This is a genomic window from Deltaproteobacteria bacterium (assembly GCA_019308905.1).
Classification (GTDB): Bacteria; Desulfobacterota; BSN033; order WVXP01; family WVXP01; genus JAFDHF01.
The window spans coordinates 12,295-34,085 of sequence record JAFDHF010000058.1 but is presented as its reverse complement, the minus strand read 5'-3'; the positions used below and the strand labels follow the sequence as shown (position 1 = coordinate 34,085).

At 55.4% G+C, this 21,791-nt stretch carries 17 protein-coding genes; 13 read left to right on the top strand and 4 right to left on the bottom strand.

Annotated features, from left to right (window positions below; translation table 11 throughout):
- The first annotated feature begins 236 nt into the window (after positions 1-236).
- From JRJ26_16125 to JRJ26_16110, 4 genes are all read left to right on the top strand, one after another.
- The gene (locus tag JRJ26_16125; protein MBW2059016.1) at positions 237-1,343 is read left to right on the top strand and encodes an aminotransferase class I/II-fold pyridoxal phosphate-dependent enzyme; all 1,107 of its coding nucleotides are present in this window, start codon (positions 237-239) and stop codon (positions 1,341-1,343) included.
- Positions 1,344-1,486: 143 nt separating this feature from the next.
- Entirely contained in the window at positions 1,487-3,097 is a 1,611-nt protein-coding gene (locus JRJ26_16120) for an ABC transporter substrate-binding protein (protein MBW2059015.1), read from the top strand.
- A gap of 733 nt (positions 3,098-3,830) precedes the next feature.
- A complete protein-coding gene (locus JRJ26_16115) occupies positions 3,831-4,166 on the top strand; it encodes a DegT/DnrJ/EryC1/StrS family aminotransferase (protein ID MBW2059014.1) in 336 nt (111 codons plus the stop codon).
- 304 nt (positions 4,167-4,470) lie between these two features.
- On the top strand, positions 4,471-5,274 hold the full coding sequence (locus JRJ26_16110; GenBank protein ID MBW2059013.1) for a creatininase family protein: 804 nt from the start codon (positions 4,471-4,473) through the stop codon (positions 5,272-5,274).
- A 246-nt stretch (positions 5,275-5,520) separates the two neighbouring features.
- On the opposite strand, the gene JRJ26_16105 is transcribed toward JRJ26_16110, so the two are convergent.
- Positions 5,521-6,717, bottom strand: coding sequence for an MFS transporter (locus tag JRJ26_16105; GenBank protein MBW2059012.1), 1,197 nt, complete (start codon positions 6,715-6,717; stop codon positions 5,521-5,523).
- Between the two features lie 525 nt (positions 6,718-7,242).
- On the opposite strand from JRJ26_16105, the gene JRJ26_16100 reads away from it, so the two are divergent.
- Together JRJ26_16100 and JRJ26_16095 are read left to right on the top strand one after the other, a co-directional pair.
- On the top strand, positions 7,243-8,463 hold the full coding sequence (locus JRJ26_16100) for a glycosyl transferase (GenBank protein MBW2059011.1): 1,221 nt from the start codon (positions 7,243-7,245) through the stop codon (positions 8,461-8,463).
- Between the two features lie 34 nt (positions 8,464-8,497).
- Positions 8,498-8,731, top strand: a complete 234-nt coding sequence (locus tag JRJ26_16095) for a hypothetical protein (protein ID MBW2059010.1) — start codon at positions 8,498-8,500, stop codon at positions 8,729-8,731.
- Here JRJ26_16095 and JRJ26_16090 read toward each other — a convergent pair.
- The 3 genes from JRJ26_16090 to JRJ26_16080 form a co-directional block, all read right to left on the bottom strand.
- On the bottom strand, positions 8,710-10,719 hold the full coding sequence (locus JRJ26_16090; protein MBW2059009.1) for a DUF4445 domain-containing protein: 2,010 nt from the start codon (positions 10,717-10,719) through the stop codon (positions 8,710-8,712). The genes JRJ26_16095 and JRJ26_16090 overlap by 22 nt on opposite strands.
- Before the next feature lie 277 nt (positions 10,720-10,996).
- The gene (locus JRJ26_16085) at positions 10,997-11,170 is read right to left on the bottom strand and encodes a hypothetical protein (protein MBW2059008.1); all 174 of its coding nucleotides are present in this window, start codon (positions 11,168-11,170) and stop codon (positions 10,997-10,999) included.
- Positions 11,171-11,262: 92 nt separating this feature from the next.
- On the bottom strand, positions 11,263-11,454 hold the full coding sequence (locus JRJ26_16080; GenBank protein MBW2059007.1) for a zinc ribbon domain-containing protein: 192 nt from the start codon (positions 11,452-11,454) through the stop codon (positions 11,263-11,265).
- Positions 11,455-11,891: 437 nt separating this feature from the next.
- On the opposite strand from JRJ26_16080, the gene JRJ26_16075 reads away from it, so the two are divergent.
- The 7 genes from JRJ26_16075 (at position 11,892) to JRJ26_16045 (ending at position 21,546) form a co-directional block, all read left to right on the top strand.
- Entirely contained in the window at positions 11,892-13,718 is a 1,827-nt protein-coding gene (locus JRJ26_16075) for a GAF domain-containing sensor histidine kinase (protein ID MBW2059006.1), read from the top strand.
- A gap of 71 nt (positions 13,719-13,789) precedes the next feature.
- Positions 13,790-14,740 (top strand): tetratricopeptide repeat protein, encoded by a 951-nt coding sequence (locus JRJ26_16070; GenBank protein ID MBW2059005.1) that lies wholly within the window; start codon positions 13,790-13,792, stop codon positions 14,738-14,740.
- Positions 14,741-14,766: 26 nt separating this feature from the next.
- Complete coding sequence (locus JRJ26_16065; GenBank protein ID MBW2059004.1) at positions 14,767-15,288, top strand: bifunctional nuclease family protein; 522 nt, start codon at positions 14,767-14,769, stop codon at positions 15,286-15,288.
- A 322-nt stretch (positions 15,289-15,610) separates the two neighbouring features.
- Positions 15,611-17,896, top strand: coding sequence for a tetratricopeptide repeat protein (locus tag JRJ26_16060; GenBank protein ID MBW2059003.1), 2,286 nt, complete (start codon positions 15,611-15,613; stop codon positions 17,894-17,896).
- Between the two features lie 149 nt (positions 17,897-18,045).
- A complete protein-coding gene (prsR, locus tag JRJ26_16055; GenBank protein ID MBW2059002.1) occupies positions 18,046-19,398 on the top strand; it encodes a PEP-CTERM-box response regulator transcription factor in 1,353 nt (450 codons plus the stop codon).
- Between the two features lie 414 nt (positions 19,399-19,812).
- Positions 19,813-20,595 carry a choice-of-anchor N protein gene (locus tag JRJ26_16050; GenBank protein ID MBW2059001.1) on the top strand — a complete coding sequence of 261 codons (783 nt, stop codon included), beginning with the start codon at positions 19,813-19,815 and terminating at the stop codon, positions 20,593-20,595.
- Between the two features lie 255 nt (positions 20,596-20,850).
- Positions 20,851-21,546 carry an SIMPL domain-containing protein gene (locus JRJ26_16045; GenBank protein ID MBW2059000.1) on the top strand — a complete coding sequence of 232 codons (696 nt, stop codon included), beginning with the start codon at positions 20,851-20,853 and terminating at the stop codon, positions 21,544-21,546.
- Positions 21,547-21,791: the final 245 nt, after the last annotated feature.

The window sequence follows — 21,791 nt, the reverse complement described above, 5'->3', positions numbered from 1 at the left end:
GGTGTTTTTTCTTATCAGAAAAAGCCAATATCAGCCACTAAATCCAACCTACTCCCCAATCCGAATCTCGCCTAGTCGAACATAACTTAGCCCTTTTCGGGGGCTTAACTATCCCCGCCGGCAAAAGTTACGGAATCGCTGGTTGTGAGAATTTTTTCTTGACACACAGCGGGATTTATTGCTATACATCTTCCTGAGAAGTTGGTTTATCATCAATTGCAGAGGAGGCACGGAGGATGAGAATACCTGATTTCGAACTGGAGCGGTGGAAGTCGACACGCGTTATTCCTGGGATCGTGGACCTGACAGAAACGGGTATTCCCGAGCCCTTGAGGCTAAGGGACATTTTCGGGGAAGAAGTACTCGATTTAAGGATGGACTATCCGCAAATATATGGTGACGATAAGCTCAGGGAACGGATCGCCGAACTATACTCCAATATTGAGAAAGACAATGTACTTGTCACAAGTTCGACCTCTGAAGGCAATATGATAGCGACAAACTTACTGATTAATAACGGTGACGAGGTGGTCGTGCAGCTGCCGGCTTTCATGCAGATACCTGGATTGATAGAGGCGCTAGGGGTCCGAATACATCCCTATTATCTCGAGGAGGAAGACAATTTCGAGTTCAATCTGGACAAGTTCAAGAAATGTGTCGCCCCTAAAACAAAGGTGATTGCGCTCAACTTTCCGAACAATCCCACGGGCAGGGTGCTGGATGAGAATACAGTCAAGGCCATTTGTCAGATCGCAGCCGACCATGATGCCTGGATAATAGTTGACGAGGTCTATAGGGGGATCGAATTCGAGGGGCCGTTCTCTCCTTCATTCGCCGAATATTATGATAAGGCGGTCGTGACGAGCAGTCTGGCAAAGGTCTGGGGGCTTGCAGGATTGAGGCTCGGCTGGATGATCGGACCGGAAGATGTGGTGGAGAGGGGGTCGGCCTTCAAAGAATACACATCGTTGGGCCACTCTATACTATCGGAACATTTGGGCAGCATGGTCCTAGAGAAGAACATGCGAGAGAAATTGGTCAAGAGGGGTAGAAAACTTGTTAAGGAGAGCTTTGAGGTGTTCGAGGAGTGGATGAAGACGCATGAGGATATATTCAGCTGGGTTAAGCCTAAATTCGGCGTCATCGCGCTCGTCAAACATAGACTGAAAATAGGTTCCAGTGAGTTTTGTGAAAGAGTCTTCAGAGAGAAGAAGGTTACAGTAGTTCCTTGTGATACGCTGTTTACGAACTTGAAGAACTATCTCAGGATCTCTTATTGCCAGCCACCAAAACTGCTCAGAGAGGCATTGAGCAAAGTCGATGACGTAATAAACGCTTTATAGTACGCGTGCGTAGGCTTCAGGCCCCGTGGTCGGATCAAGCCATTCTAAGCGTAAGCGTGAAAGTTTGCGAAAATATGGCTTCTCCGATTGATGAAATACCATGGTTTTTTGTTGACTTTTTTCCAAAGAAAGGAGGACACGAAATGGAAAAGAAGCAGGATGAAGCGAGGCCTTCAGCCTTGGAGGCCCTGCTCGGAGACGGAAAGAAGATTTCCCGTCGAGAGTTTATGGAACGTGCGGCCGCACTAGGTGTCAGTCTGAGCGTAGCCTCCAGCTTGTGGGCCCGATCGGTTCAAGCTGCCAAGCCCAAACGCGGTGGCAAGGTGACGGTCGCGGTTGAGGAAACCAGCCAGGCGGAGACTTACGATCCGACCAAGATGGTCAGCGGAAGCGATGCCCAGCGGGCCTACCAGGTTTACAACCGGCTCACCAATCTCGACCGGAACCTGAAGGTGGTGCCGAACTTGGCAGTGGAGTGGGAGGGCGCGAAGGAATACACGGAGTGGACGTTCAAGCTCCGCAAGGGCGTGGAGTTCCACAACGGCAAGACTCTCACCTCTAAGGACGTCATCTACTCGCTGGGCGAGCACATCAAAGAGGGCTCGAGGTCTCCTTCCAGGACATTACTTGCGCCGATCGTGGATATGAAGGCGGACGGCAACGACGTGGTGAAGATCACCCTTAAGGACAGCAACGTCGATTTTCCCGTCCTACTCGGTTTCGACTACCACACCTCGATCGTTGTCGAGGGCTGGAAGGACGGCGATCCGGTGGTCGGGACGGGTCCTTACAAGCTGGTCGAGTTTAAGCCCGGGCTTAGATCGGTCGTGGTTCGCAACGAGAACTACTTCAAGTCCGACGCGGCGTGGGTCGACACCTTCATCACCCAGGGCGTCGCCGATGCGACTGCGAGGTCGAACGGACTGCGGACCGGTGATATAGACATGGCGCAGATCGACCCGCGGATCGCCCACCTCCTCGGTAAGGCCCCGAACGTCAACGTGCACTCTACTCCTGCAGGCCAGCACTTCCTGTGGGCGATGATGTGCGATAGGCCGCCGACCAACGACCTCAACGTGCGACTCGCGCTCAAGCACTGCGCCAAGCGCCAGTCCATGGTCGACAAGCTACTGCACGGCAACGGCGTGGTCGCCAATGACTTCGGCGTCAACCCCAGATGCCCGATGTACTGCAAGGAGATCCCCCAACACGACTACGATCCTGACAAAGCCCGGTTCTACTGGAAAAAGACGGGCCTGTCCGGTATCGAGGTGGTCGTCTCCAATGCGGCCGGCGACTTCGCGATCGACGCAACCCTCATGCTCAAGGAGAGCGCAAAGGCGGCCGGCATTGATATCAAGGTTAAACGTGTGGCCGCCGACGGCTACTGGGACCACACCTGGATGAAGGTGCCGATGTGTGCCTCCAACTGGAACTCGCGGCCCACTGCGGATCTCATGCTCACCCTCGTCAACCATTCAGACGCGGAGTGGAACGAGACGCAGTGGAAGAACAAGCGCTTTGACGAGCTGCTCGTACTGGGACGCAAGACCGCTGACCCTGTGAAGCGCTACGAGATTTACTGCGAGGCGTGTACCCTGCTACACGACCTCGGCGGTTCGTTTATTCCGTTTTTCTATAACTTCGTGGAAGGTGTCAACAGCCGCATCCAAGGCTACCGGGGCAGCCCTGCCTTCACTTTCGGTGCCGGCTGGATATACGAGGAGGTCTGGGTCGACGAGAGCATGGCGTAACCACCAACCTGGTGTAGCACCATCGCGAAGGAGCCCCGCTTCGGCGGGGCTTTTCTTGGTGCGCCGGGCATGCCGCCCAACGCCAAGAACGGTGCTGGACAACCCGTAAGCGAAAGGGCTCGAGGTCGAACAAGGCGTCCCGATGGCCTCAGCCACGGCTTCAAGAAGCGTCACCCTTCCTCTTGGCCATCCCAGGACCTTCGAGCCTGAACACCGGAGGTGGGACGCGTATATGCCACCGTACCCTGCGGCAATCTTAGCGAGCTCGACGATCTCATCCGTGTGTGCGTGAATTCCCGGGGAATACTCCAGGCCGGTGGATAGCCTGGCCGCTTCACGACATGTCAAGGGGCGCTGGATCGACAGTGTCTCGATCGAACTGTTGTGGCGAAGCTTAAAGCATGAGAAAGTCTATCGAAGGCTTATGAGATTGTGGCTGAGGTGATCGGAGCCATCGGTGGCTAATTCGACTTATACAGTGAGGAACGTCCACATCAAATCCTTGCCCGCTTATACCAAACGAGGTAAACTTAGGTGGTTCCAAGGTGCCCGAGGCGGCAGGATGATGCCCACTGCTAGCCAGAAGATTTCACTTATCACCCTGTCCAAATTCCTGGGTTAATTCTAGAAATCGGTCTACTCGACTCAGTCAAAAAAGCGACATTTGTAGTAATATTAGGCACGGCACCTAAATTAAGACAACGATTTCTATACGAATAGAGATATTTTGTCTATGATCAGAGAATTTCTCCGTTGCGACTATGTCGTTCCTGTCGGGAGCGGTACGGCTGGGTTGTTCTCAGCTCCGAAAGCCATTGATATCCATAATAAGAAAGTTCTCATTCCTGCATCAAACTGCCCAAGTGCGGCAATCGTTGCGTTTGCAGCCCGAGGAAAACCCGTCGCAGTTGACCTGTCATATAGTGACCATAATATTTCTCCGGGATCAGTAAGAAATGCGATGGGTGCCCCAGTCAGAGCCATTATCGCTGTTGATGCTTTTTGGCTACCCGGCAGATATTCCGAAACTGAAAAGCATAGCTTCCCCGTACAAGTGTATCATAATTGAATATGCCTTTCAGGCCTACGGAGGAAAAGCTGGCGATGAAATCATTTTCAAGGTTCCCGATTCCTTGCGAAAGCAAGAGATTCTAAAAACATTTCACGAGGCACGAATTAGGACGACACAATTATACGGGCCCATAACTGAACATTTTTGTGATATCGACTTCCCACATCCGCTCAAGTATACAATGTCGACGAAGGACACAACCGTTAATGTGCGTTGCAAAAAGAATGTACGCGATGTGAATCTATTAATAGACATACTAATGAGTATCACCTAGGCAAGTATATGAAAAGGAGCAACAACAATGATAAAACAATTAAAAGATATGACATGGCAGGAAGCGAAGAAGGCATTCAAAAATACAAAGCTGGGCATCATCCCAACCGGAAGCATTGAGCAACATGGCCCTCATCTGCCTTTAGGTACAGACTTCGTAATAGCTGATTACATTGCAAAAGAAGTCTCTGGAAAAGTAGAAGCGATTGTTACGCCTACAATACCGATAGGATTTGCTGCTTATCATCAGGATTTCGAGGGAACTCTATCGATCCCAACTGAGATACTTGCTTCGTATTATCAAAGCGTGGCAGATAGTCTTATTTTGTATGGAATAACCCATATCCTTTTCATAAACGGCCACGGTGGGAACGGAACAGCTTTGACTGCGGTTTGTCAGAACCTGAGGGATAAAGGTGTCACTGCGGCATTCATCGAGTGGTGGAAGATAACTTGTGAAATGAAAACCGAATGGAAGCCTGTTGGTCACGGCGATATTTCAGAAACGTCTATTATGCTTGCGATGCCAGGCAATAATGTTGATCTGCAAAAGGCAGCACTCCGGCCTAATAAACCACCTACGGACAAAATTCATATAATAGATCTTACAAGCCTCAAATTTGGCCCTGGTGTTGTAAATACATATTTGAGAAGTGGAGATCTTTCTGATACCGGCGATCTATTGGAGTGCAGCGACTCATCCAATACCGATTTTCCAAAGTCGCCAGCGGATGCGACTGCTGAAAACGGACAGGAATTGCTAAAAGCTGTAGTTGACTATATTGTGGAGTTTATTGATGAGTTCAAGAAGATTCATTTTGATCCTGTGTAATGGGAATGATTGAAGGTATTTTCACGGATCCTATTTTCTGCGCCCGGTGACCGACTGCCTCGACGACTTTTCCAAACATTCTGGAAGCCCATTGGGCGGAGAGGTTGTCACCGGATACGGTTGACGCCCTGAGATCCGCTGTGACCGAACTCAAATAGGAGCTCGATGTCTCGCGGGCGTCTAAAAGGCAGGGGTTTCTTGGGCGCGAGCGGGTCGCCCGGGGATTGGTGAATTCCAGGTGGCCGGTCATTGCTTTTCGGGCACCAGACGGATCAGACCAGACATTACAAGTGGTAACAGCCACACGGAAAAAAGAACATGACGGATCGAAAAAAGGTCGGCAACCGTTCCCAAAGCCGGCATCACCATGGCAGCCACACCGGGTGCCAGCCCGATCATGAGACCCGACACAACCGCTCGGCCCTTCGGGGCCCATTGCTGTGCCATCATGATTCCGAGAGGTGTTGTGGGCGACACAAAGAAACCGGCCAGGAGAGCACCAAGATAGACCCAACCACCGGGCAGAGAGAGCAAGTACAAACTGCCCGTGGCCATGGGAAGAAGACAATAGAAGGTGCGTTTGGGGCTGATGCGATCGGCCAGAGCACCGGCAAGGGGATCGCTGATGGCTCCTGACAAGACAAAGAGGGACAAGATGAGCCCGACCGAGATCAACGAGCGTTCTTCACGTACACAGAGGACCGGCACAAAGGTGAAGACCGATTGCCACACAACCGACCCCAAGACCATGAACCCCCATATCACGAGGATGGGCTGCCATGCCACACCCAGAATCTCCTTGACGGACCGGATAAAGCCGAAGCCCTTGAGCCCCTCTTCTTGCGGCACGGGAACCACTCGCAAAAGAAAGACCATCAGGGCCAAACCAAGGGCCATCGTGACAGGAGCATATTCCAGCCCATAGGAACCCACAAACCAGGTGATAAAGATCGGCCCCACGCCGAAACCGAGAGTTCCACCCACTTCAAGGAGGGAAATAGAAAACCCGACATGCTGGCGCGAATAGGCAGAAATCATCCCAAGAGAGGTCGGGTAAAACATATGGGGCCCCATAGCCCCGAGGCACACAAACAAGAAAAGGAGCGAAAAGGAGTGTGCTATCCCCATGAGGGGAACGAACACAATGACCAGGAGCGGTCCCACAAGCACGAAGAGACGGGTTCGATAGTGATCGGCAATGTATCCCGCCGAGGGTTGGACGACCATACCAACAAAACGGTACACGGCAGACAGCAGGCCGATCTGAGCCAATGAGAGGGAGAACTTCTCCAGAAACAGGGGGAGGAGGGGGCTCATAAAAGAGGTATAGAAGTACCCGACGAAATTGACCAGGACGAGGGCAAGAATCGCACGGCCATTGCCGGTTTGTGAACCCTCGGACGACTCAGAAACCGAAGCGATGTGATGGGTTTTTGTGATCACTGTGTGATGTGCTCCTCCTGGGCTGTCTTCCCCTCATGCCCTGTATTCTGGCGTTTGCGCCGAACCATGTTCCGATATACAAGCTCGCTTATCCGTCATTTTTCGTCCAGAAACCTCGATATCATTTTCAGTTACCGGGCTACCTCGTTTTGGGTCATGGTGTGAAAAATGCATCGAGGTTCTTATACTCCCGTAGACCCTTTCTTTGAGGTTTGTCTTTTTCACCAATATGACCATGTCGAGAATATTGTATTTTGTCAAGTTTTTCTTGCCCAAGAATGACCTCGTAAGAAGGTAATGCCCTAAACTTGCTGTGGAATTGGTTCTCGGAGCTGAGCCCCAGCCAGAATGCGACAAGCAGAGGTGCTCAAGGGTGAGCCTGCTACGGGTAAAAAGGTCCATGGCGCCCCCTGGTATGGCCCTATACTTGCAAGAAATAAGGTGCGTCTTTTTTTCCTGTTGACCCGCAAAAACCATGTGATATGCTCCGGTCTGTAGCGGCAGAAACGAGGAGCACAGGGACCCATGGTTGAGATCGGTGAAGAGAATCCTGGAAAGGTAAGAACAGCAGAGATCATTGTCGCCATCCCTTCATACGACGAGGCCGAGCCGATCCGCCTTTCAACAAGGACAGCAAGCGAGGGCCTGACCCGGTTCTATCCTGATCGACCTTCTGTCATCATTCACTACGACGACTCCCCCACGGAATTCAGGCGGGACGCCTTTCTGGCGGTTGACACCGAGGTGCCCAAGATCTATCTCCCCTCACCGGAGGGCGCCGGGGGGAGGGGCGAACACCTCCGGAGTCTCTTCATGAAGGCCGTGGACCTCAAGGCCAGAGCCGTCATTGTCGTAGAGGCAGACTTGGAGAGTATGACCCCCCGGTGGATCAGCAACCTCGCCGATCCGCTTTTCAGGGATTTCGGATTTGTCGCTCCCCTCTATGACCGGCATCGCTTCGAGGAGGCCATGACCCATATCATTGCCTATCCTCTGACCCGTACCCTTTACGGCAGGAGGGTCAGGCACCCCCTTGGAGGGGAATTCGGGTTCTCCGGAAACCTGGCCAGGATATTCTTGCAGAACGGGACCTGGGAGGATCTCGTCTCCCCTCCAGCCGTCGACATCTGGATGATCACCCTTGCCACGAACCACAGGGTTCATATCTGCCAGTCCCTTATCCACAGGCGCGATCCTGAAAAACCCGGAAAGGAGACCGGCGATCCCGGCCCCCTCTTCGATCAGGTTGTAAGGGCCATCTTCACCCTCATGGAGCGCTATGCAGACTACTGGAAACGGGTGAAGTGGAGCAGGCCTACGGCCGTGTTCGGAGTTCCATCGGATGGGAGGGAGAGTTCTCTGGGAATGACTATCGACAAGAAGAGATTCTATGAGAGATTCATCGAGGGAACCGGGGGATCAATCGATCGATTGAGGGCGGTCCTTTCTGCGGAGGTGTTCTCAAAGCTCATGGAAGTCGCAGGAATCGGGCTGGGTCGCTTCGATTTCCCCACCGAACTCTGGGCGAAGATCCTCTTCGACTTCGCCGTTGCCTTCCACAAAGACAACAACGACGGAGGCGGACTCCTCGATTCCCTGAGACCCCTCTATTACGGGAGACTCCTCGGTTTCTTCAACGACATCGAGAAGATGTCGACCCGCCGGGCCGAACAGTACGTGGAGGAACAGTGCCTCATCTTCGAGGAGACAAAACCCTACTTGATAAGACGCTGGGCCGACGGCTAGAAGCCTGGACTTCAAACGGAAAGGGAGATATCTCGTGGCACCGCAACAACAAAGCGAACTCGCGAACAGAAGAGAAGCCTTGCTCAGTGAGGTCCACCGGCTGGAAGAGGAACTGAGGCAGCGGGAGGAGCAGCTCCCGGCCCACTCGGTCCAGCCGTACCAGCTGCTTGCCATCGAAGAGCTGGAAGAGGAGATTGCCAGAAAAAAGAAGGAGCTCGAGGCTCTAGGAAATAATCTTTCCAGGTCTCACAATGCCGATGCTTCCTGAGAAGAATTCCCCTTTGATCTCGTCCTCTCCATGACCGAAGGGAAAAGCTCCTGGTTGGTGTGAGGCAGGAAGAGAGCGGCAATGAACTCGTCCATGAATTCGTGGCTCACCGAAAGCTCGAAGTAGGTCATCTTCTTTGCGATGGTTTCGGCTTTCTCGAAGGCATGATTGGAAACCAGACCTATTCGAGCCCCGGCCACCGAGCTGTTTCCTATGAACTCAAAGCGGTCAGGGGGCAGGTCGGGCAAAAGGCCGATGGTGATGGCTTTCTCAATATTCAGGTAGTTCCCGAATCCCCCGGCGACATAGATCCGCTCGATGTCGGCAAAGTCCATTCCGACACTCTGAACCAGCACTCTGGCCGCCGCAAAGACGGCACCCTTGGACTTTATCAGGTTGCTGATATCATACTCCGTAATAACGATGTCCTTTCCCGTTTCCGATTCATCACCCGGAGCCAGGACGAACTCCAGTCCCTCATCGGTCTTCTTGAGCTGTGGAATCGGTCGATCCATGTTGAATTTTCCGTTGGCATGGATCAGGCCGTTTTCGAAAAGCGCCGCAATAACGTCGATAAGGCCCGAGCCACAAATGCCCCTGGGCTTCTTGCCGCCGATGGTGGAGATGTGCACGCGGCCGTCCGAGATGGTCACAGACTGGATCGCCCCTTCCACCGCCCTCATCCCGCACTTGGTCCCTCCCCCTTCAAAAGCCGGCCCTGCGGAGGCGCTGCAACAGACGAGCCAATCATTGTCGCCCACCACTATTTCTCCGTTCGTCCCGATGTCGAGAAGCATGGAGATCTGAGCCGAATCGTCTATCCCCGAGGCCAAAACCCCGGCCGTGATATCACCCCCCACATAGCTGCTCACGCCGGGCATACAGGCCACCAGCCCGTGGGGATTGATGCGGATTCCCGTTTCGGCCGCCTTAAGAACCGGGAACGTGCTGGCAGTGGGAATATAGGGTTCCAGCCGGATGAAACACGGATTCAGCCGGAGAAGGAGGTGGGTCATGGTGGTGTTCCCAGCGGCGAGAACGGCGGTAATATCCTCGACGGAGATTCCCTCCTCGCTGGCCAGGCGCCCTATCAGATCGTTGATGTTCTCGATCACCGCCCGGTTGAGGGGATCAAGACCCTTGGTCCGGTCGCAGGCGTAGATCATTCTGGAAATGACATCCTCTCCGTATCGGATCTGGCGGTTATGAGTCGCACACGAGGCCGCAACCCGTCCTGACGCGAGATTGACCAGTTGGGCCACGACGGTGGTGGTACCCACGTCCACGGCCACGCCGTAGTTCTTCTTGCACGTGTCGCCTCCTTCCACCTGAAGGATCCGAAAACCATGGGTTATCTTCCCCAGAGTGACAGTCACCTTCCAATCGTTCTCACGGAGCAGATAGCTGAGCCCCCTGAGGACGTCGAGCTCGATGTCTAGAACCGGGATCTCCCATTTTCTTCTCAACTCGCGGTAGACCCTGTCCAGGTCTGACAGATTGTCCTCCAGAGTCGGAGGGGGCATCTGGAGATAGACCTTTGATGCCAGGGGACTGTAAAAGGGAACCTTTGCCTCTTCTTGAGGGTGTCTCTCCACAAGGGCCGGCTCACTGTAACTCATCCCCCCGCCCTCGATAAGGATCTGCTCGCCCTCCAGGCGGGATTCCGGGGGAATCTCAACCTCGAGCCTATCTTCCACCGGGGTCTGACAGGCGAGAACAAAACCCTCTTGGAGCTCCTCCTTGGTGAGCACGGGGAGGTACTTGGAACGGCCCTCCACGGTTCCCTTTTTGACCTTCACCTTGCACTTGCCGCAGACACCCTGTCCCCCACAGAGGTTATTGATATGGACCCCTGCAAGACCGGCGGCCTCAAGTAGCGTCGTTCCCTTCTCGACAGCAACCGCCTTCTGATCCGGCCAGAAGACCACTTCAAAGGAGTCCGCCGCCTCCCCGGCGCTCGACCCATCCGGTCTGTCGTCACTTCTCATGGTAATAGCCCCCTCTTTCTTCCTCGTCTGCTGCCGACGCACATGATACACATGACCGCAGGGCTCCTGTCAAGTCACAGGACCGCCTCAGTCCGGCTTTCTAGCACAAGCCCTGCCCGGACCGGTCAATCGAATCCGGTCCTGTCAGGATACGGGTCTTTCTCGATGGAAAACAGGAACGTCAAAGCGGCGGGACAAGCAGGACCGACGGCGCAATCGACGTGGCGAGTCAACCTATCCCATCAACCCGCACAACCGGGTGCGCACCGTGCGGAATCTACCGTATGCCCATTCCCTTGCGCACATCGAGGTTGGCGGAACCCGCGCCTCTCACCTTCATCTTGATCACGTCCTTGACAAAATGGAAGGCTCTCTCCCGGTCCCCGTCCATGAGAATAGCTTCCATCTCCATCAGGTCCTTTTCATCCAGGGTCAGCGTGATGACCTTCATAGAGCTCTCGCCTCCCAACCCGGGGAGCAAATCCCTCGGTTTCCGCTCCCCGAAACTCTGTTTGAGCGGCAGACCGCCGCCCTCTCCTATGCTCAGGTGAAGGGTCCGGGGCCACAGGACGATCCCTGCGACGCGGTCCCGCTCGAACTGAACAGAGACAAGAGCTTTTCGGCTTCCATCCGGCGGCACTCCGGGCAGACAACCTCTTCGTCTTTGTCGCTTATTCCCCGGATCATCTCGAAAACATGGCCACAGGCTTTGCAACGGTACTCATAGATAGGCATCGACTTCTGCTCTCCCTTCTTGCACTCGGAGCTTTGAATTCTCTCGTCTTCTTATACCCCCCACAGGTAAAAAATATAGTACGAAATCGAGAATTGTCAAGGAGGACTCACGCCTGAGGTTGCCGAGCGAACGTTCGCTCCACGGCGATTCTTCAGTCTTGACCGAGTGGCTTCATCCCTGGGCGGTGAACCGGTCTTCGATCACGCAATCAATCGACTATTATTCTGCCTACCCAACCTGTCATTCCGAGAGCACCTTGTCAGTTCAGGGCAGGCTCTTGAGTAAAGCGAAGGAATGACACAATGGCCCGACAGCCCGAGTTGGACCAAGCGAAGATAGATGGTGGATCACCGCCAGGTCCGCGCCTTGACAAAATACCTTCCAGCCAATAGTATGGTGTTGTTGGTCCTATGGTCTCATCGGGCTGTTGAATCATATGAAAGAGACATTTTTTGATTCCACCGAGGAACTACTCGACTACCTGAAAAAAAACCCTGCCGTTGCGAGGGCCGACCTCACAGAAAGGGATCTGAAGGAACTCGCCCAGGCCATCCATGAAGACGTTGTAAGTCGCAACATCCAAACGGTCATCGACCAGGCAGAACAGATCATCACCATCGATCCCACTCTCTCTGAAAAGGAGATTCTCACCATGGCAGTCACCGAGATCGCAAAGTTCCTCAAGGCAGATGCGGCGTCGGTGAGAATCTTCGACTCCGTCAAACACCAGATGGTCTCCTACGGCTCTTACCGTTACGAGGAATCGATGAGGGAAGAGGCCGTTCCCTATGAGGATTCTATCGCTGGAGAGGCGATCCAGACAGGGAAGAGCATCGTAATCCCCAACATCATGAAGGAGCCGAGGTACAAGAACAAGGATATTACCAGGAGACTCGGCCTCTCATCCATGATGGCGGTCCCATTCAGTTTCCATCGCGTCTCCTTGACCGAGCGAGATATCAAGGGCACCATACAGATTTACTACAAGAAGGCAGACCGGGAATTCCACGACGTGGACATCCGTGTGGCCGAGATGCTGGCCCGCCGCGTCACCTTCGTGATTGCCAATCGGAGAATCCTCGCCCTGGAGAAGCTGAACGAAAAGAAGGAGAAGATCGTAGGGACCATCTTCCACAAATTGGGCAAGGGTGAGGGCATTCGGATGAAAGAGATCTTCACCCTCATCATCCCTGAACTGGCAGACGTCATATGGATTCAGAGCTGTGCACTTTTCTCGGTAAGCCCGGACCGGGAGAAGGTGACCCTCGAGGCGGGTTATCCGGAGAAGATGGGCTACCACGGGGTGGGCAAGGTCTTCTCCATCAACGAGGAGCCGTACTTCAGTGCAATCATCCATCAGTCTTCCATCCTGGGGGAGTACGAGGATGAGAAGATATATCCTTCCTATATCCTGATCGACAATCCCCGGAGGAGCCGCCTGCTGACCGAGGAGTTGAGGCGGTTCACCATGGTTCAGAATATCAACTCCATCCTCTACGTGCCCATGAAGACCGGCGATACGGTCAACTACTTTCTCGCCTTCGATGCCCTCGACAAACACACCAGCTTCACGAGTGAAGAGATCGAGCTCCTCGTCTTTTTCGGCAAGGAACTGATGAAGGCCGTCAAGATCGAACAGCTCGACGATATCCTCCATGATTTCAAGAACCCCGCCATTGCAGCCGCTGGATTCGCCAAGAGGGTCAGAAACGCCCTCGTCAAGGGGGATATCGACAGGAAGAAGGAGAAGGTGGTCCGAGACCTCGACATCCTTGTCCGCGAAACCTCCAGGATGCAGGAGATGGCCTACAGCGTATACGGCGCGGGCAAGGAAGAGGAGGTCGACATGACCGACAAGCTCGCCCGCCGGCTCGAGATCAACAGGGAGGCCATCCGGGAGCAGAAACGCCGGAACATCCAGATCGTCAGGGATCTCAAGACCCCCCTGTGGATCAGGTGCTATCCCCTCCATATCGAAAGGGTCTTCGACAACCTGCTCAGCAACGCCACTAATGCAATTCCGGAAAAGGGCGGAAGTCTCATCGCCAGGACCTACCCTCTGGACAGGTGGGCTGTGGCCGAAATCAGCAACACCGGGAGGATATCAGAAGCAGAGAGGGAGCAGATCCTCGGGGGAGAAACCACGGGAAGGGGGCTCCACATCACCAATCGTCTCGTAAAGATCATGGGGGGCAGAATCGAGCTCGAGGCCGAAGAGAACCATACAACCTTCAGGGTCTATCTCCCCCGGGTTACCGACTGACGGGCTCGCCTCAACCTGAGGGATCCAAGACTTTTGATCCGGTCTTTCAACCCCGGGGAGGGACAGAAGAGATGTTTCTGAGCTGTAGGGCGGTAGCAAGCGGGGTTGTCGGCGCTGCGGGTTTACTCTTTCTCTTCTCCTGCTCTGCAGGACTCAGAGAGATTCCCCCTGACAGCCCGGCCAGGTATCACAACAAGAGGGGACTTGTCTACCTCCGAGAGGGCAACGCAACCGGGGCCATCGCCGAGTTTTCCAGGGCGGTTTCACTGGAACCCCGCTACGCCGATGCCCATTTCAACCTCGGCCTTGTTTACTACCGGAAGGGTCTCAGAACAGCGGCCCTGGTTCAATTTGAAAAGACCCTCGACATCGATCCCAAATACACCGAGGCTTACTACCGCATCGGCCTGATCTATCACAGCCGGAGAGACCTGAAGAAGGCTTCTCGTGCCTATCGTCAAGCCATCAGGTACGACCCGCGGCACTCCAGGGCCCACGTCAGTCTGGGCCTGGCATACGAAGCCATGGGAAAACACAAGGAGGCGGTTTCGGAGTTCAGGCAGTCGATCAAGATCAACCCCCTCTCCGTAGAGGCGAGAAACAGCCTCGGATTGGCCCTCGAAAAGATGGGCCGCCTCGACCAGGCGATCGTTGAGTATCAAGAATCCGCCCGTGTGGACCCAGACAACGAGGGGACCTACAATCTTCTGGGGAGGGCCCTCTACGAGGCCCGAAGACACCGCGAGGCTTTCTCTGCATGGCAGAAGGCCCTGGAAATCAACCCGGAATCCCTGCAGGTCCTTTTCAATGTCGGCTGGGCTCGCCTCGATAGAGGGCAGGTCGACCAGGCTATCGAGGCCTTCAAGAAGGTCATTGCCCTGAACCCGGACGTCGCCCTCGCCCACTTCTACCTGGGAAAGGCCTACAAGCTGAAAAACATGAAAGACGAGGCCGCCGAGGAATGGAAACGGGCCCGCCAGCTCGATCCAAGACTCGAGTTGGAAATGTCCTCCGGTTCGTAGAAGGGCGGTCCTCCAAGGAGGCAGTCTTGAAAAGATGGCTATTGATCATCCCGGTTGTGTTTCTTGCCACCGGAATCTTGTCCGAGACAAGACTTCCGGACCGGAGCCCCGGCACCGTCAGGATGAAAGTCATGAAGGTCAGAGTCGATCCGCTTGAGGGGGAATCCATGGTGATCCTGGAGGATATGGACCAAAGGAAGGTTATCCCCATCTGGATCGGTGCCAACGAGGCCAGGGCCATATATCTCGAAATCAACGGCGTCGTGCCGCCCCGCCCCATGACCCACGACCTGATCGAGAACATCCTGGAGAGCCTCCATGTGCGGCTCCACCATGTCCTCATTCACGACGTGCGGCAAAACATCATCTATGCAAGGCTCATCCTGAAGCTCGAGGGCAGGGAGGTCTCCGTCGACTCCCGGCCCAGCGACGCCATAGCCCTTGCTGTCAGGGTGAAAGCCCCCATCCTGGTTACCGACGAAGTCTACCGGAATCTTTCCATCAACTTGAAGCCGGGCTCCCGTAAGAACTCAGACCTGAGCGTGTAGCAATCGAAGAGGGATCCGTACTTCCGAGCGGAAGCACAAAATGCATCCGAAGACGCTGCCCGCGACCTCCAGGCCCAGACCGCCCGGGCTTTGAGTCCCCCAAACCGGGCCTATACCCCTTGCCGCTTACCCCAAAATGGCTATCCCACCCCTTCCCCGACCAGCCCCAGGGTGAAGGGGATGCTCCAGGAGTCGGAAGCCGGAAAACCGCTCAGCATTCAGCATCGAAGCCTCTTCCGACTTTTGGGGTGGAAAATCGGGGAAAAATGTGCAAGAATCGTGGAAGGGGCAATGCCATTCTGCTTGCGGGGGCTGGAAAAAGATGAAGATAGAGCCAAAGGCCAGGAAGCTGATCATTCCTCTCGTGCTCTTGTTCTTCGCAGTCGCCGTGGGATGCGGCAGTCCGGAACAGAAAAAGGCAAGACACATGAAGAGGGGGGATTCCTATTTTGAAAAGGGCAAGTTCGAGGAAGCGATCATCGAGTACAGGAACGCCACCCACATCGACCCGGAAGACGCCCTAGCCCACTACAAACTCGGGATGGCCTGTTTGAAGACGGGGCAACTCGGCCGGGCTTTTGCCGAACTTTCCAGATCCGTCGACCTTGACGAGGACAACATCGATGCCCAACTGCGACTGGGGGCCCTCCTGATCAGCGCCAGAAAGGTGAAGGAAGCCGAACAAAGGGCGAGGTTCGTGTTGGCAAGAGAGCCGGACAACGTGGAGGGCCATCTCTTGCTCAGCGCCGTGTACTTCGTTGAAAGGGATGTGGCGAAATCGATCAAGGAGGCCGAGAAAGCCGTCGATTTGGCACCGGACAGGGTCGGGCCCTACCTGGATCTTGCAAAACTCTATACCGTCAACGGCGAAAGGGAGGCGGCGGAAAAGACCCTGAAGCGGGCCATCGCCCTGGACAAGAAATCCGTGGAGGCTCACTTCGACCTGGCAAATTTTTACAGAATCACGGGAAGGTTGGGCGAGGCAGAAGATCAATTCAAGCTCATAGCTGCCCTCGAGCCTCAGAGGGTCAACCCCATTCTGCTCCTCGGAAATTTCTATGCTTCAACAAAGAGGTGGGACAAGGCAGAGGAAAACTACCGGGCCGCCGCCGATCTCGAACCCGAAAATGCGGACGTTCGGTTCATCCTCGCCGATTTCTATGCGAGCCGCGGGGAAAACGACAAGGCCCTGACCGCGTACAGGAAGGTACTCGATATCGATCCCAAGCACCTCAGGGCACGAGCAAAGGTAGCTGAGATCCTCCTCTCAAGAGGAGATTTCCAAGAGGCCCGGAAGCAGACCGACGAAATCCTCCGCCTTGACGACAACAATGCCCTCGGCCTCTACCTGAAGGGAAGACTCGAGCTCGCCCTGGGGCAGACAAAAGAGGCGATCGCCACCCTCGAGGCGGTCACCCGAAGTCGCCCCGGGTTTGCCATGGCCCATTACTTCCTCGGGCTTGCCTATTTCGCCGACAGGGACGAACAGGAAGCCAAAAGAGAGCTTGCCGACTCTCTCCGACTCGACCCCGAAATGAACGCCGCTCGCATGGCTCTTCTCCAGATCGCCTTTCGACAGAGAGACCTCGATCTGGTCATCGAACAGGGGAGCCGCCTGGTAGAGAAAAATCCGCAGGACCTGCGGGCTCACCTCGTCCTGGGGAAGGCCTTTCTGTTGAAGAGGAACTTCAAGAAGGCCGGCGAACACTTCGCCGAAATGATCCGGATCGATCCCGGGAATCCAACCGGCTACCATCGGCTCGGCCAGACCGCCATGGCCGAAGGTGATCTCACGAAGGCCGCCGGCTATCTTGAAAAAGCCCTCTCAGTGGATCCGGATTTCTTCCCGGCCCTTGCGGACATCGTTTCGGTCTACCTCCGCAAGAAGGAGCCGCAAGAGGCCGTCGCCAGAGTTAGGAAACAGATCGAGATCTCCCCTGGCCGGGCCTCCTTCTACAACCTTCTCGGGAGGCTTTACGAGAGAGAGGGCCGGATTGAGCAGGCAGAAGCCAACCTTAAGACGGCAATCGATCTCGACCCTACCTCTTCCGCCCTCTTCGTCTCTCTCGGCAGCTTCTATGTCCGCCACAAAATGGTCGACAAGGCCACAGAGGAGTACAGGTCTGCCATTGAAAGGGATCCCGACTCCATCCAGGCACGCATGCTCCTGGCGGTCATCTACGATTCCCAGCACGACTTCGCAAAGGCCAGAGACGAGTATGAGAGGATCCTCAAAATCGACCCCGAATTCTCTCCTGCGGCAAACAACCTGGCCTACATGGAGGCGGAGCACGGGGGCGATATCAGCAGGGCTTTGACGTTGGCCCGGATGGCCGAGGAGAGGTCTCCAGGGGACCCGAACGTCTCCGATACACTCGGTTGGATCTATTACAAGATGAACGTCCTCCCAAAGGCCATCGCCCACCTCGAGGAGAGCAGAGAAAAGCTCCCCAACCATCCCGTGGTCCACTATCATCTTGGGATGGCCTATCACAAGAACGGGCAGATGACACTGGCTGCGAGGGAATTGAGGCAGGCCCTTGAACTGAGCCGGGAATTTCCCGGAGCAGAGGAGGCGAGGAGCACGCTGGCAGAGATGGGTAAATGAGCAAGAGGCTCTCATGAACCGACCCACGCCCCTGGTCCCTCACTCCGGAGAATCGGACTGCCGGAAATAAGGCGGCAAGAAAACAAACACGCGGGCAAGCCCTGAAACCCTGCGTGCCCCAAAGAAAGATGAACTCCGAGGTGGTTTCCATCCCCAAGCTCCTCATCGTCGAAGACGACCAGGACCTCCGTACCCAACTGAGATGGGCTCTTGGGCACGACTACGAGATACTGGAGGCCGGCGACCGCCCCAGTGCCCTGGAGATTCTCAGACGAGACCGGCCACCTGCCGTGATCCTGGACCTCGGCCTGCCGCCGGCCCCCGACACCGTGGAAGAGGGCTTTCGGGCTCTGTCCGAGATACTTGCAGAGGATGCCCTGGTCAAGGTCATCGTTGCGACCGGTCACGGCGAAAAGAAGCACGCGCTCCGGGCGATCGGCCAGGGGGCCTATGATTTCCTCTCCAAGCCGATCCAGGTTGACGAGCTTAGGACAATCCTCTCCCGTGCGATCCACGTCTATCGACTCGAACGGGAGCACCGGGAGCTCCAATACCGCTTCGATCAAGAATCGTTTGAGGGAATGCTCGGAACCAGCCCCCAGATGCAGAGGGTATACACCTCGGTCCGTAAGGTGGCGACCACGGATGTTCCTGTTCTGCTCATGGGAGAGAATGGCACGGGCAAGGAGCTCGTGGCACGCGCCATCCACCGGCAGAGCTCCAGGAGGCACCACGCTTTTGTGGCGATCAACTGCGGTGCCATTCCTGAGACCTTGCTGGAGAGCGAGCTCTTCGGCCACGAAAAGGGGGCCTTCACCGGCGCCCACATCCAGCGGAGAGGGCGCATAGAGAAAGCCCACGGGGGGACACTCTTCCTGGATGAAATCGGCGAACTCTCCACGGCCCTCCAGGTAAAGCTCCTTCGATTCCTTCAAGAGCACACCATAGAGCGGGTAGGCGGAAGAGGAGAGATCGTGGTCGACTCCAGGGTGATCGCTGCCACAAACGCCGACCTCAAGCAAGCAATGAAGGACGGCCGTTTTCGAGAGGATCTCTACTACCGGATCGGCGTCGTCGTCATCTCCCTTCCTCCCCTCTGCGACCGTGAAGGAGATATCCTTCTGCTTGCAAATCATCTGCTCCGGCGGTATGCAGCCGAAAGTAACAGAAAGATCACAGGGTTCACCACAGGGGCGATTCGCTCCCTGGAGGCCCACAGATGGCCGGGCAATGTGCGGGAACTCGAAAACCGAATCAAGCGGGCTGTGATCATGGCAGACGGACACAAGGTAACACCCGAGGATCTGGAGCTGACCTCTCCCCATGCAAAATACGAGGGCCGAGGGCTCAGGGAAGCCCGGGAGGCTCTCGAAAGAGACCTCATCCGGCAGGCCCTGGCAAGAAACAGGGGTAACATGACCAAAGCCGCGGCCCAACTGCGCATCAGCCGGCCTACCCTTTACGAGCTCATGGAAAAGCTGGGAATCCAGAGAAGACAATGACTCTGGGCCGCCGCGGGAAGGCCGGCCACGAGATGGAGGCACACCCCCGACTCACCCATGGGCTTGACACCGCAAGTATGCCGCCACACAGGGAAAATCGACAGAATCGTCGGAATACCTTACAATTTCGCACCATCCTGCCGGATTCCCGGTCTCCCTGTCTATTCAATCACCTTAGGCAAGATCCCTGCCGATTGTCCCCGATTTCCGAAAAAATGACGGAAAACTTTACACTCCCATGATCTATCCCGAACAAACGGCTGCCCTTTGCTCCTTCCCGTGGTCGGGCTTTTCCGCAAGGAATCTATGAATCCGCCGATCCTGTCCGGACCGGATGGACTCGGGTTATTTGGCACGGCCTTTGATTCTTCTATACGTGTTTGTATCTCTTCGATGAGAGGGGGAATCCAGGTAATGAAGAGTATTGCAAAGCTGATGGCAGTAGGGTTTTTCATCCTCGGGCTGGCGGCAAATGCGAGTCCTTTTGCTCTGGAGATAGGTGCCTTCGCAGGCCCTGGAGACACCGGCACCTACGCGGACTATTTCCCGTCTTTGACCGATCCCACGGAAACCGATACTGCGATTGCCTCGGGGGTAGGACCGATCCTGATCGGCGGGATATACAACAAAAACGTCACCCGCCTGGGATCCACAGGCACCGGTAACGACTATTCCTCATTCGGGCTCCCCACCCTCTTCGATACCCACGGGGCCATCCTCCTCGCCTCTGTTCCAGACGGCTTGGGGGCTACGGCTTCTTCCTCTCTCACTTTCGGTGGAATCTCCGCCTTTCACTGGAACGCGGACAACTCATACTTCCCGAACGACCACGACCCGCTCAAGTCAGCCATCGCCGATTTCCTGTTTTACGACATCGGAGAGTTCGCCAAGGCCCAGGCTACCATGCCGAACTTTGCCGATGAGACCACCTTCAACAAACCCGGCGAAATAAAGGAGCTTGCAATCGACACGGGTGGACTCGACCTCGACTGGATCCACCTCGACGTAATGGCCATAAAGACAAAGACCAGGGGCAAGAAAATCCTTTCTACACTTGTGGGCAACCCCGGCTCCAAAGACCTCACCTGGAAACCGGAAGGCACGAGCGTCCCCGAGCCTGCTACCCTGCTTCTTGTCGGGTCCGGACTCCTGGGGCTGGCACTGTTTGGAAGAAAAAAGTCGCAATCAAGAACCTGAAAAACAGCCCCGGCCGCCCGAGGAAATAGAAAATCGGCGAGTCATCGGCCGGGCCGCGGACCTCGGGCTCTTGCAGAATCCGGAGTTTCCTGGCTTTCGGAAAATACCTTCGTCCCCCCGTAAGCGACATTGCGAAAGCGGAAACTCCGGTTCCTGTTCCCTTGCACGTCCCCTCAAAACCTGTAGAATAGGGGAGAGCTCCAAAGAGTTTTTCTCTACCATCTCAAGTGCCACCCGAACCACAGGAGGCTCCCCATGTACAAGAGATTCCTCTGCATTCTCTGCACCGTTCTTGCTTTCACTGGTTCTGCCTCCATGGCCCTGGCCCAGGGCTACCCCGGACCGCCGGCCATCGAGGTCGTGGGCAGGGCGAGGATCATGGCAAAACCGACTGTTGCCGCCCTCTCTTTTTCTGTCGAAGTCACCCGGGCAAAGGCTCAGGACGCTGTCAACGAGAATGCAGCGCGGACCCAGAGACTGCTCGATGCATTGAAAAAAATCCTGACGAAAAGTGACAGGTTGAGGACATCGGCCTACGCCCTCTCACCGGTTTACAAGAAGGGAGACAGGACCCGCCCGGCAGGCTATCGGGCCAGAAACACCACGACAGTCGAAACAGGAGACCTCGACAAACTCGGAAGGCTTATTGACGAGGCCGCCGCTGCCGGGGCAACCGGCCTGGGGGGTCTGACATTCAGGTGTGACAATGAAGAGGAACTGAAAACAGAAGCGGCGGCCAGGGCCGTGAAACAGGCCATCAAGACCGCCGGTGCCCTGGCAAAGGCAGCCGGCCTGACCATCCAAAGAATCCTGAACATCAGCTACGGCGGCTCCCCCAGGGAGCGCTCGGTATACGGGAACGCCCTGGCGGCCGCAAGAACTCAAACTCCCGTTCAAATCGGGGAGATCCCCATCGAGGCTACCGTCACCGTGGTTTTCAAGGTCGAATAGCTCCTCCGAGGAATCACATCCCGAAATCAGGGTAATCCGACGGCTTCAAGAAAGGAATCGAAACCCCGTGCTACACCCCGATACAATTCGGGCGGCAGCCGCCCTCCTTTGCAAGGTGCTCGGCCCATCGCAGATCCCCGGCCGCTTGAGCAAGCCACCGTTCACCCTCTTCCCGTTCGCTCCTTCTCATACACCACCTTCCCCGTCTTCAAAACGTGCGTGATGAATCTGCTATCGTTCCGGCT

Bases quoted from the DNA above. Each gene is read 5' to 3' on its own strand.
- JRJ26_16070 (MBW2059005.1), top strand. From the start codon at position 13,790: ATGTTTCTGAGCTGTAGGGCGGTAGCAAGCGGGGTTGTCGGCGCTGCG.
- JRJ26_16120 (MBW2059015.1), top strand. From the start codon at position 1,487: ATGGAAAAGAAGCAGGATGAAGCGAGGCCTTCAGCCTTGGAGGCCCTG.
- JRJ26_16075 (MBW2059006.1), top strand. From the start codon at position 11,892: ATGAAAGAGACATTTTTTGATTCCACCGAGGAACTACTCGACTACCTG.
- JRJ26_16085 (MBW2059008.1), bottom strand. From the start codon at position 11,170: ATGAAGGTCATCACGCTGACCCTGGATGAAAAGGACCTGATGGAGATG.
- JRJ26_16125 (MBW2059016.1), top strand. From the start codon at position 237: ATGAGAATACCTGATTTCGAACTGGAGCGGTGGAAGTCGACACGCGTT.
- JRJ26_16050 (MBW2059001.1), top strand. From the start codon at position 19,813: ATGAAGAGTATTGCAAAGCTGATGGCAGTAGGGTTTTTCATCCTCGGG.
- JRJ26_16100 (MBW2059011.1), top strand. From the start codon at position 7,243: ATGGTTGAGATCGGTGAAGAGAATCCTGGAAAGGTAAGAACAGCAGAG.
- JRJ26_16060 (MBW2059003.1), top strand. From the start codon at position 15,611: ATGAAGATAGAGCCAAAGGCCAGGAAGCTGATCATTCCTCTCGTGCTC.
- JRJ26_16110 (MBW2059013.1), top strand. From the start codon at position 4,471: ATGATAAAACAATTAAAAGATATGACATGGCAGGAAGCGAAGAAGGCA.
- JRJ26_16045 (MBW2059000.1), top strand. From the start codon at position 20,851: ATGTACAAGAGATTCCTCTGCATTCTCTGCACCGTTCTTGCTTTCACT.
- JRJ26_16115 (MBW2059014.1), top strand. From the start codon at position 3,831: ATGATCAGAGAATTTCTCCGTTGCGACTATGTCGTTCCTGTCGGGAGC.
- JRJ26_16090 (MBW2059009.1), bottom strand. From the start codon at position 10,719: ATGAGAAGTGACGACAGACCGGATGGGTCGAGCGCCGGGGAGGCGGCG.
- JRJ26_16080 (MBW2059007.1), bottom strand. From the start codon at position 11,454: ATGCCTATCTATGAGTACCGTTGCAAAGCCTGTGGCCATGTTTTCGAG.